This is a genomic window from Lysinibacillus agricola (assembly GCF_016638705.1).
Classification (GTDB): domain Bacteria; phylum Bacillota; class Bacilli; order Bacillales_A; family Planococcaceae; genus Lysinibacillus; species Lysinibacillus agricola.
Map to the genome: position 1 here is coordinate 4,172,399 of NZ_CP067341.1, position 13,574 is coordinate 4,185,972.

General features: G+C 33.8%; 16 protein-coding genes and 1 pseudogene. 4 read left to right on the forward strand and 13 right to left on the reverse strand.

Going from position 1 to position 13,574, the window contains the following annotated elements; genetic code table 11:
* Positions 1-18: 18 nt before the first annotated feature.
* The 6 genes and pseudogenes from FJQ98_RS20825 to FJQ98_RS20850 all read right to left on the reverse strand — a co-directional run bounded on the left by FJQ98_RS20825 (position 19) and on the right by FJQ98_RS20850 (position 3,743).
* Positions 19-441 (reverse strand): universal stress protein, encoded by a 423-nt coding sequence (locus FJQ98_RS20825; RefSeq protein WP_053596721.1) that lies wholly within the window; start codon positions 439-441, stop codon positions 19-21.
* Between the two features lie 41 nt (positions 442-482).
* Positions 483-1,544, reverse strand: a complete 1,062-nt coding sequence (locus FJQ98_RS20830) for a PQQ-dependent sugar dehydrogenase (protein ID WP_053596720.1) — start codon at positions 1,542-1,544, stop codon at positions 483-485.
* A gap of 97 nt (positions 1,545-1,641) precedes the next feature.
* Positions 1,642-1,803, reverse strand: coding sequence for a hypothetical protein (locus FJQ98_RS20835; RefSeq protein WP_198926934.1), 162 nt, complete (start codon positions 1,801-1,803; stop codon positions 1,642-1,644).
* 176 nt (positions 1,804-1,979) lie between these two features.
* A complete protein-coding gene (locus FJQ98_RS20840) occupies positions 1,980-2,372 on the reverse strand; it encodes a YugN family protein (protein ID WP_075807334.1) in 393 nt (130 codons plus the stop codon).
* A 300-nt stretch (positions 2,373-2,672) separates the two neighbouring features.
* Entirely contained in the window at positions 2,673-3,227 is a 555-nt protein-coding gene (locus FJQ98_RS20845; RefSeq protein WP_053596719.1) for a GNAT family N-acetyltransferase, read from the reverse strand.
* 59 nt (positions 3,228-3,286) lie between these two features.
* Positions 3,287-3,743 (reverse strand): annotated as a pseudogene (locus FJQ98_RS20850) (SAM-dependent methyltransferase).
* A 371-nt stretch (positions 3,744-4,114) separates the two neighbouring features.
* On the opposite strand from FJQ98_RS20850, the gene FJQ98_RS20855 reads away from it, so the two are divergent.
* Together FJQ98_RS20855 and FJQ98_RS20860 are read left to right on the forward strand one after the other, a co-directional pair.
* Positions 4,115-5,119 (forward strand): nucleoid-associated protein, encoded by a 1,005-nt coding sequence (locus FJQ98_RS20855; protein ID WP_053596718.1) that lies wholly within the window; start codon positions 4,115-4,117, stop codon positions 5,117-5,119.
* Between the two features lie 277 nt (positions 5,120-5,396).
* Complete coding sequence (locus tag FJQ98_RS20860) at positions 5,397-5,699, forward strand: hypothetical protein (RefSeq protein WP_053596717.1); 303 nt, start codon at positions 5,397-5,399, stop codon at positions 5,697-5,699.
* Positions 5,700-5,765: 66 nt separating this feature from the next.
* Here FJQ98_RS20860 and FJQ98_RS20865 read toward each other — a convergent pair whose 3' ends face one another.
* The 3 genes from FJQ98_RS20865 to FJQ98_RS20875 form a co-directional block, all read right to left on the reverse strand.
* Entirely contained in the window at positions 5,766-6,491 is a 726-nt protein-coding gene (locus FJQ98_RS20865; RefSeq protein WP_053596716.1) for a metallophosphoesterase family protein, read from the reverse strand.
* A 102-nt stretch (positions 6,492-6,593) separates the two neighbouring features.
* On the reverse strand, positions 6,594-7,136 hold the full coding sequence (locus tag FJQ98_RS20870) for a TlpA family protein disulfide reductase (RefSeq protein ID WP_053596715.1): 543 nt from the start codon (positions 7,134-7,136) through the stop codon (positions 6,594-6,596).
* A 46-nt stretch (positions 7,137-7,182) separates the two neighbouring features.
* Positions 7,183-7,560: a hypothetical protein gene (locus tag FJQ98_RS20875; RefSeq protein ID WP_053596714.1), complete on the reverse strand. Its 378-nt coding sequence runs from the start codon at positions 7,558-7,560 to the stop codon at positions 7,183-7,185.
* A 390-nt stretch (positions 7,561-7,950) separates the two neighbouring features.
* On the opposite strand from FJQ98_RS20875, the gene FJQ98_RS20880 reads away from it, so the two are divergent.
* Both FJQ98_RS20880 and FJQ98_RS20885 read left to right on the forward strand, forming a co-directional pair.
* Positions 7,951-8,430, forward strand: coding sequence for a DUF6530 family protein (locus tag FJQ98_RS20880; RefSeq protein WP_053596713.1), 480 nt, complete (start codon positions 7,951-7,953; stop codon positions 8,428-8,430).
* Between the two features lie 19 nt (positions 8,431-8,449).
* The gene (locus FJQ98_RS20885; protein WP_075807333.1) at positions 8,450-9,826 is read left to right on the forward strand and encodes an MATE family efflux transporter; all 1,377 of its coding nucleotides are present in this window, start codon (positions 8,450-8,452) and stop codon (positions 9,824-9,826) included.
* A 508-nt stretch (positions 9,827-10,334) separates the two neighbouring features.
* Here the strand turns inward: FJQ98_RS20885 and FJQ98_RS20890 are convergent.
* The 4 genes from FJQ98_RS20890 to FJQ98_RS20905 form a co-directional block, all read right to left on the reverse strand.
* A complete protein-coding gene (locus tag FJQ98_RS20890) occupies positions 10,335-10,670 on the reverse strand; it encodes a hypothetical protein (RefSeq protein ID WP_053596711.1) in 336 nt (111 codons plus the stop codon).
* Positions 10,671-10,942: 272 nt separating this feature from the next.
* A complete protein-coding gene (locus FJQ98_RS20895) occupies positions 10,943-11,395 on the reverse strand; it encodes a VOC family protein (protein ID WP_053596710.1) in 453 nt (150 codons plus the stop codon).
* Between the two features lie 501 nt (positions 11,396-11,896).
* A complete protein-coding gene (locus tag FJQ98_RS20900) occupies positions 11,897-12,097 on the reverse strand; it encodes a cold-shock protein (protein ID WP_053596709.1) in 201 nt (66 codons plus the stop codon).
* A gap of 526 nt (positions 12,098-12,623) precedes the next feature.
* Positions 12,624-13,547, reverse strand: a complete 924-nt coding sequence (locus FJQ98_RS20905; protein ID WP_053596708.1) for a helix-turn-helix transcriptional regulator — start codon at positions 13,545-13,547, stop codon at positions 12,624-12,626.
* Positions 13,548-13,574 lie beyond the last annotated feature (27 nt).

Below are 13,574 nucleotides of genomic sequence, written 5' to 3' on the forward strand. Positions count from 1 at the left end.
TACCTTTTTATGACCCTTTTAACGAACAATTAGAACGTCACATTTAGCATGTCGGACGATTCTCTCCGCAACTGAACCTAGTACCATTTTTTCCATCCGATTCAAACCTGTAGCTCCACATACGATTAAGCTAACACCAGGTAATTGAGTTAAAATCCCTTTCGGAGAACCCGTTTCTATTACAGCTTCAACTTCAATTACCCCTGCTTCTAATCCTGTCTTTTTTAGCTTTTCTATTTTAATTATGTTCTCTTTTTTCAATTCCTCAGCGTATTTTAAATCATAGGCTGAAATTGCCCCAAAGGATTTTGTATCGATGACGTTAACTAACTTTAAAGCTGCATCGTGCTGTAGTGCTAATTCAATTGCTTGTTCAAATGCTTTCAATGACTGTTCAGAAAAGTCAATTGCTACTGCAATTTCTTTATAATTTGAAGTCAAAATAGTCCTCTCCCTTTCGATTCAACGTTTTTTTCATTATATCACAATGGAATTCGATACAATTTATCGTCATTTGTCCGAGGGTTTCCCCGTCCATCTGTATTATTACTTATAAAATAAAGAAACTTATCATCTACGAATATATCTCGAATTCTGCCAAGATCTGATACTAATTCCCTTTGTTCATTCGTTTCAACATTAAATTCTAAAACTGCCGCTCCTCTTAATGCTGCAACATACAATTTTCCTTTGTCATAATCTATTCCGGACGGAGCCCAAGTATTATTATTTCCAGATGTAAATAGTGGAGCGACCATCCCTTGTTGTTCCTCGGTACCTTCAATAATTGGCCAACCGTAGTTTTGACCTTTTTCTATTTCATTAATTTCATCATTTGCAGAATTGCCGTGCTCACTCGCGTACATTTTGCCATCTAACGCCCACGCCAATCCTTGTGGGTTACGATGTCCAAAGCTATACACATATGAATTTGGAAAGGGGTTGTCACTTGGAATAGTTCCATCTAAATTTAAGCGTAATATTTTCCCTTCTAGTACAGACAAGTCCTGTGCTAAAGTTGGTTGCGTCGCATCGCCTATTGTTGCATAAAGTTTGCCATCTGGACCTATTTTCAGCCTACCTCCATGATGATAAGAACTACTATTTATACGATCAATTAGCAAACGCTCTTCCTTCCATTTGTTATCCTGTAGCGTTAAAGTGATGATACGATTAAATTGATTAGTATCGTCAACATACGTATAATACGCATATGCTCTTTTAGATTCAAGAAAATCTGGAGCAAGAACAAATCCTAATAACCCAGCCTCTGAAGCAGTAGAAAGTTCTTTACTAAGTTCCACATGTTGTCTTTCCACCTCCCTATCTGTAATCTTTACAATGTTCCCTGGCCTCTCAGTTAAATAAAAGGCATCTCCACTTTTTTGAATAGACCATGGTGTTTGTAGATTGTCTGCAATGACTTCAAGTTTAGGACTAGGTAAATTTGTAGCATTTTCATGATCCTCGGATTGCTTATGCTTAGTTGCAGAGCATCCGAACAGGAGCATTGTTAGCAATATTGGAATGATGGCTTTCTTCAACTTTCTCACCCTTTCTTTTTACTAAAAACACTATTTCACCAGAGACACATTAGTTACGAACATAAACATCAACTGTGAACTCCAAAAGAAAAAGACGTCATTTAGACGCCTCTTCCACTATACTTTCAAACCCTAATATTTCACCTTTTGCCTTTGTTTTTTTCAGCACCTCTAAATACTCTTCTTTTCGATCGATGAGTCGTTCCTGCTGCAATTTTTGGTAGGAATTAAGAAAATCATCACTAGCTGCTTTTTCCATTAACTCACCTCTTAAAGTAGGATTAATTGTCACTATTATAATCTTGGTATTTTTTTCTGACAATTACATTTTTAGTTTTTGATTATAACGTACCAATTGTATTAAGGATAAAAGATATAAATTATTTTGGCTTAACATAAATATTTATCTAAACTACTTCAAATTCCTCATGTATACTAATAAAAAAATGGAAGTACTTTTTTTCGGACTACCTGCTCACCAAAACTCACCCACTTGCTTTTGTCATGAATATAACCATCCTTATCAAGCGGTGCCTGAAATTGACTAGCTCCAGTTGCATCAAGTAATGAACCTTCATCATAATCTAATCCAACATTCGTAACATCCTTGATTACAAATGGCTTTTGGACGCGTATTTGTGCATCATAGAAATCTAATTCCCCTTCTGTCACAATAAGGGTACTCGTAAATAAATCGTTTCTCTGCCTTCTTTCCATAACACCGAATCGAAACTTCCTTTTTTGATATTCCCAGTTTCCTCCGATTGTAAAACCACGACTTTCAATCTTATCACGTAGATAACCAAATCCTATTTCTTTTCCAACCATTTTTTCTATCGTCCTCTTTATACTCGCTAAAATTACAAACTTCAAAAATATAGCTGAAAACCTACAATGTAAATATAGATATACAAACAATGTGTACTTATGGCAACAATGCACTTACACGATAATTATTAACAAACGAGGACCATTAATTTAGGATGTTAGGTAAAAAATATACATGGCATACGCTTTAATAAATGTAATCTCTAACTTTTTGTAATGAGCCATATTAAATTAGACATAACCAATATAAAGGGACTAATAAATAAGTTAGAATCTGTTCGCTCTATACATTTATTTACCTCATTGAAATGCTTTAGCTTCTATAGAATAATGAAGTAAGCCTTCAAAATCCTTCAGTGTCGGATTAAGATTGTTATACGTATATTCATAGTTCATTCCCAGTTTATCTACTATTCGTAAAGATGCCACGTTTTCAGGATGAACAACAGCGATAATTTTAGGTAAACCAATCTCATAAAATGCATAATTCATTAAGGCTTTTGTTGCTTCAGATGTTATTCCTTGCCCTCTATAAGCTTCAGAGATACCATAATATACTTCAATCTCAGTTTCTTTAACATCATCTGGACCAAGGCCACAATAGCCTATTAACGTTTGGCTTTCCTTATCCAAAATGGCTAGATTAAGCTTATATATCTGGGTTGGCGTATTTTTTTGGTTACACCGAATGGACCACTCTATTACTCGCTGAACATCATCACGGCTTGGCACATCCTCTGGGATAAATTGATAAAAATTAGGCTCAGAAACGACTGCATATAACTCATCCAAATCAGTTAAAGCATATGGACGAATTACTAGTCTCTCAGTTTCAATATGTAGATTTAAAAACATAATGATTACTCCTTAACAATTAAATTTTAATAGATTGTCCAGTCTTTCATGTACATATACTACTCCCAATAATTCTTCATTAAATCAGTTGCCCAATGCGGCTGTTTTATTTCACCTTTTGGTAACAACTCTTTCATTACAGGTTTTATATCAATGATTGGTGTTCCATCAATAGCATCAAGGCCTTTAACGATTAATGTTCTATCCTTTAATTCTAGGTACAACCGTTACACCTATTTTATTAGGTCTATTTTTACCTCTTTGTGCAAAAATACCGACTTCTGGATAGTCCTTATTATTTCTTGGATGCCTCGCTTCCTATTGGATCTTTTCATCTGCAACTTTATCAAATTAAAAAATTATTTCTAAATGGGAAAAATCATGAATCCCCTTTAAAGACGATTCATGAATATCTTTTGTCAATTCAATAGTAGAAATGATGCCACCCCAATTGTCGTCTTCAATCATTTTTCGACTATTGCTTACTACAGCTGTTGGTTTAATATTATAGAGCATTTCAAGACCTCTTCTCTTCGTTGATTTCTTCATGCACCATTTCCGTTTAATCCCAGTATACTTCAGCTATCGTCAATGTCAATTTACGGTAATGACCCTACAATTTCAAAGCTCATCACCACAACGTGTGGTTGATTTAACAAATGTCATCCACAGCTTTTGATGATGAGCCAATTTCAAAGGAATCCACCAATTAATTGAAAATCCAATATAATTACCTCTCCTATAGCAAGCGACCCAAAGAATCTCTTAAATGCATTTATTCACTGTTCTTTTTTATTTTATTATTCGTAAAAATAAAATATATGAAAATGTTGCGAGGGTTATGATATGGTATATTATCTACAATGAAATTTTAGAAGGTGGAAAACATGCTAGAAGTAAGTGAAAGTAAGTTATCACAATATATTTTACATTTTATTGACGATACACTCGTGTTAGGTGAGGAATCATTATCACAGCCAGAGGTCATGCTAGAGGCAGCTTTTACACAGCTAGCGTTTAGCAAAATCGATTTGGAGCAGCAATTCGAATTTTTTCATGAAACAGACATCGGGTTAAACGAGGTGTACACATATGTGAGGGCAATATTTGATCAGGAGACTAGTTTCCTTGAACAATCAATCAACATTGCTAAACACTTACATAGTGTATCTCAACATCCTAACATTAAAAGTGGCGAATTGTTTATTGGATTATTTGACAATTGTTTTCTAGCTACAGAAGCTAAAAAAATAATCGCCATCGTTAAAATTGATGAAAAAGAAATGTTTTTAGATGTAAAAAATGACCACAACAAAATGGTCGTCAATGGCATTGATGGAATTAACGTGAAGAAAATTAATAATATGGCCATTATCGTAGATATGGGAACAGATGAGGCACCTGCTGTCTTTATGAAAACGAAAAGGAAAGAAGATATTGTCTACTGGCAAGAACGATTTTTAAAGATTAAAGCAGCTGATGAACATTATTACAAAACGAATTTAGCATTAACTGAATGCAAAAAATATATTTTAAAAGAAGAGAGCTTTACAAATACTGAAAAACTAGGTCTTTTAAATAAAACGCTTGATTACTTTAGAAATGAAGATGAATTTCAAGTAAATAATTATATTGAAACAGTATTTGATAATGCTGAACCAACACAAAAAGATATTATTATAAATTCGGTAAAACCATATGAAACCGTAATTTCTGAGAGTGCACTTGAAAAAGCTGAAAAAAAATATAAACGTAAAATTAAACTCGATTCTAATATTGAGATCCAGGTGAATGTACAGGATATCGACCAAGTGGATGAACTAATTGAAGTAGGATACGATGAATCTACAAATCGAAAATTCTATAAGATTTATTTCCAGGAAGAACTATAATTAAATTTCAAGAGACTTTCCTAGTTATCAGTGGAAGTCTCTTTTTTTAGCCCCTCACCATAACGTGTGGTTGATTTCCGTTCCGACTGGGCGCTTTTGTCGCTGTCGCTTCGTAGGCAATCATAATATACGTATTTATTCTATTATATCCAGAGCTTCAAATAGCTCATTAGCTCTTCTATCACCCGAATATCCCCTATTATTACCTATACATCAAATTTGTTAATGTGTTACAATTTAGTTAAATATTTCATCTAAATAGGGGGAACTTTTTAATATGTCCTATGTAAACGATTTACAGTATTATATTGATAGTGCTTCAATCGGGATTTTATTTGAACTTCTATTGGTGACAACTTGTATTTCAACTATTATTTATTTAGTAACTAAAAACCAATATATTTCGTACTTATCGTCTGCACCAATATTTTATTTTCTTTCATTAAATTTCTACCACAATTCACATTTCATTTTGCTTGTTGTAGCAATGACGGTTCAAGCCTCCGTTATTTTATTAATCCAAAAGAAGAACCTACTAAAGGTAATTACAGTGAAAGACAAAGCTCACGACAGTATTTAAGATGATAAAATAAAGGACTTGTTTTTATGATTTATCAACAAGTCCTTTAACTTAAAAAATTCCACTTTAAACTCTTCCACATGTTAATGCTCTGGCCCAATCAGATCTATTTTGATCTTCGCTTCGTTTAATAACTTCCGTAGTATCATAAGGGATGCTCAACTGCTCAATAATCCATTCACCATTCCGTTTTTCTACAACTGTATAGTTCGCAAATGGTGTGCCTGATTCAATCTTATAATAAAACGGTTCGACTTCTTCATAAGCCGGCAAACCGACACTGCCCGGGTTAATAATGATTTTGTTATTAGGTAAATAAACAATCGTTGGTAAATGGGAGTGACCACAAAAAATAATATGTTGAGGAATATCTTTTACTAAATTCATTATTTCTTCTGTCTGTTTTAAAGTAACACCATTTGGAGTAATTTCATTCAACATATACAGCTCATCATTTTCCGGTGAAGCATGGCAAAAGTAAAAATCATCTGTCTGAATTGAAAATGGCAGGTTTAGTAACCAGTTTTTATGTTCTTCCGTGAGCATGTCTAATACATATTGAACGGTTGGATTTTCCGATGAAGACTGTAATAATATCCGATCACAATTTCCACTTACACTTTTAATATCTATACTCTTTATCATTTCAAATGTTTCTAACGGGAATAGCGGTCCATATAGAGTGTCACCTAAATTATAAACCTTATCGATATTTCTATATTTTATATCCTGTAGCACTGCTTTTAATGCATCTTTATTTCCATGAATATCTGATATAATTGCTATTTTCACTATATCCTCACCCTAATTAGTTTTATATTTCTGGAGCTTCTACACCGAAAATTGCCCACTCCTCTTTAGCTGGACCATAAATGCCTGAGATAGATACAGATTTTAGTAGAGTTTTTCAATATATTTATTTAATTCTTTTTGATTAATCGATCCTTTTATCGTGTACTTTAATATACCTTTAGAATCAAATATAAAAGTTGTTGGATAAGCCAATATTTCAAATGATTTTTGAAGTGTACCATCTAAATCAAGAAATATAGGGAAATTCAAATTGTATGACTCTTGAAATTTCATGGCATTTTCACTACTATCTTTAGAAGTTGCATTGATTGCTAACAGCTCAACATTTTCAGATTTATTATTATAAAAATCCTTTAATTCAGGAGCCTCTTCTTGACAAGGTCCACACCAAGACGCCCAAAAGTTAACGATTAGGACTTTTCCATTGTATTCTTTAAATGTTGTTGATGATTCGTCTAATCGTGTTAATTTTGCATCAAAAACAAGCTGTTTTGTTCCATCTTCATTTTCTACTATCGGATTAACTGTTGCTTCTTTTATAAATACATTTTTGAAAACAATTCCTACAAGTAATACGACTAACAAAGCTGATATATATAAACCTAAACGCTTTTTAAACTGCATAAATAATCACCTAAATTACCCTTTTTTAATTTTCCTTAAAACGTAACTATATCGAATTTTGATAAGCTAACATTAATTTTTCTTTAGCTTTCTGTCCAGCTAATCCTGTTTTCGATAATTCATCAGATGTTTGATGATCTAAAGTTTTTGTAAATTGGTTTAATAAGTTATCTATCAACACGTCGGACATCTCGCCTGTGCTTTGATCTGTACCTTGTCCCTTTGGTAATTTGGTTTCTTTAATCATTACTCTTTCACCATTTAATTTTGTTACATAATGACGAATATAACCATCTTCTCTTATAATTTCATATTTCGCTTTTTCCTGTTTATTTTTGTCTAAAAATAAATCTGGAGATAGTCTATTTAATTCATCTTTTTTAATCGTATTTATGTAATTATTATTTGTAGATTGGATCCTCATTCTATTGCCCTCTTTCATTCGTTTTTTCGGCATTCAAAGAATACTACTTAATTAACTTTCCATTATATAAATCAATTACCATTTTAGCCAATTTAATTAATTCGGTCTACTCTCTATAAATCGTAGTAGCTATCCCCTTTTATCATTGCAGTCTTGCAAGATAACGTTTTTGGCCTGCAAAAAAATTCTTTCGAACAAATCAGTAGTGATTCTCCTATTTATGTTGCGAAGATTATCTTGATGTTTTCCCTTTATAACCGGTTTATTTATGTGATCCATGATAAAAAAATTCCCACACAAAAATTGACTTCTGAATTTGTCCAATGTTATATTTACTAATGCAGTAATTTACTAAATTACTAAATTTAAATTAACAAGGAGTTTTAATTGATGAAAATACCTACACATTTAAAGCATAAGCCTGTTATTGTTGCTGAAAACTATGCCAATATTGATGGGCGTACTGCTTATCATACAGATGCACAGGGGCTTTCACTTGGCTTAGCTCAATGGAATGACAGAGGCAAGGTTGATATTTCTGCTAAGGTGTGGCGTCACACAGGTGGTAAATGGTCACGTCAATCGGAGGAACTACCGCTTCATCGCGTACTTGACCTCGCTATTTTAGTATGTGAGTCTCAGCTTTATTTTAAGGAAGCTTATCGCTACGATCATTTATATGATGAAAAAAACCCTGTTATTAAACGTGTTGGCTTGCAGGGAGATGCAATGACAGTGGAAGTATGTACGGAAAATGAACAAATTAAAGAGGACATTAAGCTCTTTAATCAAGCATTAAGCGCGGATGGTGAACTAATTGGCGAACGCCTACGCACGTTATCACATATTTTAAAAGAGATGGGTTATTAAAACCCAAGAGGGCATAAAAATGGACCAACAAATTTTACATGATGATAAAAAACTGCAAAAAGCTTTTTTTAACTTTTTAATCCCTGTTATGCTAGCGAATGTGCTGCAATCACTTGGGCAAGTCTTTGGCATGTTTATAGTTGGGCGCAATTTAGGAGTCGATGCGCTAGCGGCAATTTCAGCATTCTTTCCGTTCTTCTTCTTTTTAATGGCATTTGCTATTGGGATTGGCTCAGGTAGCTCGATTTTAGTAGGGCAAACCTATGGGGCTGGTAATCATGAGAAGATGAAGGAGGTTGTAGGGGTAACCCTAGCCTTCACGACGATTTTATCGATTATTGTCGCGATTTTTGGTGGCTTTTTCATTGAGTGGATTTTACGCTTTATGCAAACACCCGCAAATATTTTAGATATGAGTATTAGCTATGCACAAATTTTATTTTTCACGCTACCGATTATGTTTTGGTATATGGTGTACACAACCTTTATGCGTGGTGTCGGTGATTCTAAAACGCCATTTTTATTTTTAGTCATAAGCGTTATTTTAAATATCGCATTCCTACCACCATTAGTTTTTGGCTGGTTTGGTCTGCCTGAGTTTGGCTTAAACGGCGCTGCCTACGCCTCTGTTTTATCCAATCTGGTGACGATGTTACTATTACTTGCTTACCTGCATAAAACAAAGCATATTCTGCGCTTAGACAAATCGATTTTGCAGCATTTTAAATTAAAGAAGGATATTTTAGCTTCATTATTAAAGTTAGCCATTCCATCGAGCATTAGTATGGTTGCGATCTCTGTAGCGGAAATTGCTGTAATTGGCTTCGTTAACGTCTACGGCTCATATGCTACTGCCGCTTACGGTGTTGTCAATCAGGTGGCTAGCTATGCACAGGTGCCAGCAATGAGTATTGCTATTGCAACATCTGTATTTGTTGCGCAGGCTTTAGGGGCTAACTCTACGGAAATGATTAAAAAAATACGTCAATTAGGTGTGCTTATTAACTATATTTTAGGCGGCGCTATTATTTTAATTATGTATTTATTTGCGGAGCCTATTTTATCTTTCTTTATTGATAAACAGGATACGGTACTTATCGCAAAGAATTATTTATATATCGCATTTTGGAGCTATTTAATTTTTGGCCATACACAAACCGTTTCGGCTACAATGCGAGCTACAGGTGTTGTCTTATGGCCTACGATTTTCCTAGTCATTGCAATTTGGGTAGTCGAGGTGCCATTGGCGTTTATTTTATCGCACTACACTACATTCGAGTTAAATGGTGTTTGGATAGCTTATCCTATTACCTTCTGCGTACATTTTGTGTTACAGTACGCATACTTCAAGCTAGGCTGGCAAAAACGAACATTAAAAGCAATGCTAAGCGATTAATCATTATTATAGAGCCTGTAGACAAAGTCAAATGCAACTTTGTCTACAGCCATTTTTATTTAGGTGGTTTTTTTATCTCCGCACAATACCCCCACTCTTAGGATGACCCCCTTTGTATGCCTTATATCCGAATATACGTTTTTTCGAAACAATTAAGACTAGCCATCACATAGAGTGGTACTTTTATGGTTTATTCAACTAACAATCCTGTTTTTTGATTAAGAACTATTTAACAACAAGCGTGTTGATTAGGAAAATATAGGTTTATTATTGAGTGATAAAAAGATTTTTTTGTTGCTATTTTGCTAATGTATGTCCATTTTAACTGATTGTAGCGTAGGGCTACTGTTTTATCTGCGCGAAAACGCAGTGTCAGCGGCAACGTAGCGGAGGAAGCGGCTCGACGCTCGCCCGCAGGAAGGCGAGTAGCCCGTAGCGGAAATCAGAGCCTTCTAATTAATTACGATGGATAAAAATGGTTAATAAATACACCTGATTTAACAATAAATTAGTTTTGCGGCGGAATTATTCCCGAAATAAGTAGGAGAAAGAATACTAATCCAATTAAAAAGAATATAACGGAAGCAGTAAATATCGGACCTATTTTATAAGTAAACTGTTCTCTTTTCTGAATAATGCCTGTTCGCCCACTAGCTTGAGAAGCAAAGAGCCTAGTCATTGCTCCACCACTACTTGAAAAGTAAAACGTTCCCCCAGCAAAAGCTATACCAGTGAAAAACATTACTTCGATAAATCTTACCGAGAAAAATGAAGCAATAAAATACGTAATAACAACTTCTACAATAAGTGCTACTATCATAATAATTATATTTTTACTACTCATATAAACCCCTCCCCTTTAAATTTTATGTTCCTTACTCTGTATACGTTTAAATTAAATTTAAGTTCCAATTTTAATGATATTAACCATTTTATTTTTGGATTTAATTTTCCATTTGAGTGGCTATGTTAATCGCATAAAAAAACAGGCACTATTTAATGAGTACCTGTCAATTGTTTATATGGTTTAAAAGTAATTCCTCTACTTGTGTTTTTTAAGTGTTGGCATCCTTAATACTTCGTCCTCTCAGGTGTTGGGAGGATTGCTGTAATCAATTAACGTTTTCTCCACTCTTCAAGGGACATCTCATTAAAATCCTCAACATCATCTAATCTCAATGGTGTAATTAATTCTAATGAATTACCATCTGGGTCTGAAAAATAGAGTGCAGCATGCGCATGAGGATGGTTTGATAGTACTAGAGGTTGATGTTCGGCAGTAAGGCCAAATTCTGTTCGAATTTCGATTCCAATGGAGTTCAACCATTCTTTCGCATGTTCAAAATCTTCTTCATCAATTTTAAAAGCTAAATGTCGGATAGAAGGATGGTACTTTAATTGAACAGTATCGTTTTCCCATAAACCTAACCAACTTTCTCCTTTAACGATCCAGAAGAAAGCCACTTTTCCTTTTTTAGATGCAAGTTTTAACCCTAGCTTTTTATAAAATTCAACAGAGTTTTCTAAATTACTGACAGGTAAATGGGCTTCATATAATCCTTTAATCATTTAAACATTCTCCTTTTCATATGTATTTATGAAATAATATAAAAAAACACACACATTTACATCAATCATACGTCTGAACTATTAATAATAAATTTCAAAATACATTGAGTAACTAGGCTTATTCTTTATATGAATGAATGAATTATTTTATCATCCCTTCATCTGTCATCGTTTCATTTACTTACTGTTTCAATAAAATAATATATCGAAATCATCAATCAGAGTTTCATACATCATGAAATCTTGGTCTTTATAAAACATTTCGCTATCTTTTAAATTTATTTTATCTTTGTATACGAACGCTCATACTCATATTTCGTAATTTGTTTTTGATAATGTTTTTTACCATTATTCTCATCCAGATAGGTGATCGTTAATAGTTGTGCCAATTAATCCGCTGATTGCAGCTCTCTATTTTTCCATACCACACACTTCCTTTTTCACATAAAAAAAGGCATCCTAATGAAAGGATGCCTTTTTTTTATGGTTACATCATTAAAATTAAAGTTTTACGATGTTTGTAGCTTGAGGTCCGCGTTGGCCTTCTTCTACTGAGAATTCAACTTTTTGACCTTCTTCAAGTGATTTGAAACCTTCACCTTGAATAGCTGAGAAGTGAGCGAATACGTCATTTCCGCCTTCTACTTCGATGAAACCGAAACCTTTTTCTGCGTTAAACCATTTTACTGTACCTTGTGTCATTTAAATGACCTCCATTAATTGTATTAAATAAAATCATAGTTCTTCAAAGAAAAAAATTCACATATTACAAAAAGCATCAAACAAAACACGATTACTCTTTGTAATATGTGAATTTATTGTTCCCTTGCAAACGATTTTATTATACTTACTATATGATAAAAAATCGTATTTGTCTAGTGCAAAAGTAAAATTAAAAAAATTCAGTCTTTCACTAACCTGCTCCATTAGCATAAGAGGCGATTACTCTAATTGAATAATCGCCCAGTTAGTACAGCAAAACCAGCTTTCTTTCATGTTTACCTTATGTCCATTTACACTTTTCTTAATCCGCCGATTTAGTGATCAAATCATAAACTTTTTTTCAAGTTTGTCTTAAAATACGTAGTAAAGTAGCCGTCTTGATAAGCTTTTGGTACTAAAATACTTTTCTGCAAGGTACATTGCAGTTGCCTATAAATCCTCTACAACCTGTATTGTCGTGAATGGCCGTTTCACTTTCGCTACAGAAAATAACTGCTGCAAGAAGTTAAAGTGTTTCATATATAATTTGTCCAATTTGAGTAACGTCATAATCTCCTAGTGCGACTACCTCTGATTGGAAATCTGGTGAATTTAAAATCTCTTTCACCGATTCAATCAGTTGTTGGTTTTCAGGTGTTTTTAATAGGACAAGATCATAACGTTCTCTAATAAGTGGTATAAAATCAACCTCTATGAGTTTAGATATTTTTTCAATGCCTATTCCAATATCTGCATGCCCATTTGCCACAGCAGAAGCTACATCTAAATGGCTCATTTCTTCTTCGTTATACCCTTCGATAGAGGATGGAGATATGTGGTAAATGCGTAATTGTTCATCTAATAAAGTACGAGCACCTGAACCTTTTTCACGGTTCATCAATTTTAGTGGTTTGCTCTTAAAATCATCAAATGATTGAATTTGCAATGGATTTCCTTTTTGAACATAAAAGCCTGCTCGGCGAGAAATCAGATTGATGAGAATATAAGAGTGACTCACAAAAATCTTTTTCAAATACGGCGTATTATAGTCCCCTGTATCACCGTCGTACAAATGTAAACTAGCAATATCACATTCTCCATTATACATCGCCATAACACCATTAAAGCTACCTTCATGTGAGCGTAATACTTTCTTTGAATGTTTTTTCTCTATATATTTTCCTAATAAGTCCAATACTAAATCTTGCCCACTTATAATAATTTTTTTGTTTTTTGTCGTAAGAGTAGTCGATGCAGTAGACGAAGTAGGAGTTGCTCCAGTCTTGCTCTTTTGTATATATAATTGTAAATCGGTTCTATCCACACGCATTTGTCGACCTACACGAAAAACAGGTAAATCTCCCTTTTTCACCAAATCATAAATCGTTAATTTCGAAACTTTTAATAATTGAGCAACCTCTTCAATCGTATAGGAATGTTCATGTGACATGTAAAAAATCTCCCCCTATGCTTCACT

Coding starts and splice junctions, on each gene's coding strand:
- FJQ98_RS20835 (WP_198926934.1), bottom strand. CDS start 1,803: ATGGAAAAAGCAGCTAGTGATGATTTTCTTAATTCCTACCAAAAATTG.
- FJQ98_RS20840 (WP_075807334.1), bottom strand. CDS start 2,372: ATGGTTGGAAAAGAAATAGGATTTGGTTATCTACGTGATAAGATTGAA.
- FJQ98_RS20845 (WP_053596719.1), bottom strand. CDS start 3,227: ATGTTTTTAAATCTACATATTGAAACTGAGAGACTAGTAATTCGTCCA.
- FJQ98_RS20855 (WP_053596718.1), top strand. CDS start 4,115: ATGCTAGAAGTAAGTGAAAGTAAGTTATCACAATATATTTTACATTTT.
- FJQ98_RS20860 (WP_053596717.1), top strand. CDS start 5,397: ATGTCCTATGTAAACGATTTACAGTATTATATTGATAGTGCTTCAATC.
- FJQ98_RS20870 (WP_053596715.1), bottom strand. CDS start 7,136: ATGCAGTTTAAAAAGCGTTTAGGTTTATATATATCAGCTTTGTTAGTC.
- FJQ98_RS20875 (WP_053596714.1), bottom strand. CDS start 7,560: ATGAGGATCCAATCTACAAATAATAATTACATAAATACGATTAAAAAA.
- FJQ98_RS20880 (WP_053596713.1), top strand. CDS start 7,951: ATGAAAATACCTACACATTTAAAGCATAAGCCTGTTATTGTTGCTGAA.
- FJQ98_RS20885 (WP_075807333.1), top strand. CDS start 8,450: ATGGACCAACAAATTTTACATGATGATAAAAAACTGCAAAAAGCTTTT.
- FJQ98_RS20890 (WP_053596711.1), bottom strand. CDS start 10,670: ATGAGTAGTAAAAATATAATTATTATGATAGTAGCACTTATTGTAGAA.
- FJQ98_RS20895 (WP_053596710.1), bottom strand. CDS start 11,395: ATGATTAAAGGATTATATGAAGCCCATTTACCTGTCAGTAATTTAGAA.
- FJQ98_RS20900 (WP_053596709.1), bottom strand. CDS start 12,097: ATGACACAAGGTACAGTAAAATGGTTTAACGCAGAAAAAGGTTTCGGT.
- FJQ98_RS20905 (WP_053596708.1), bottom strand. CDS start 13,547: ATGTCACATGAACATTCCTATACGATTGAAGAGGTTGCTCAATTATTA.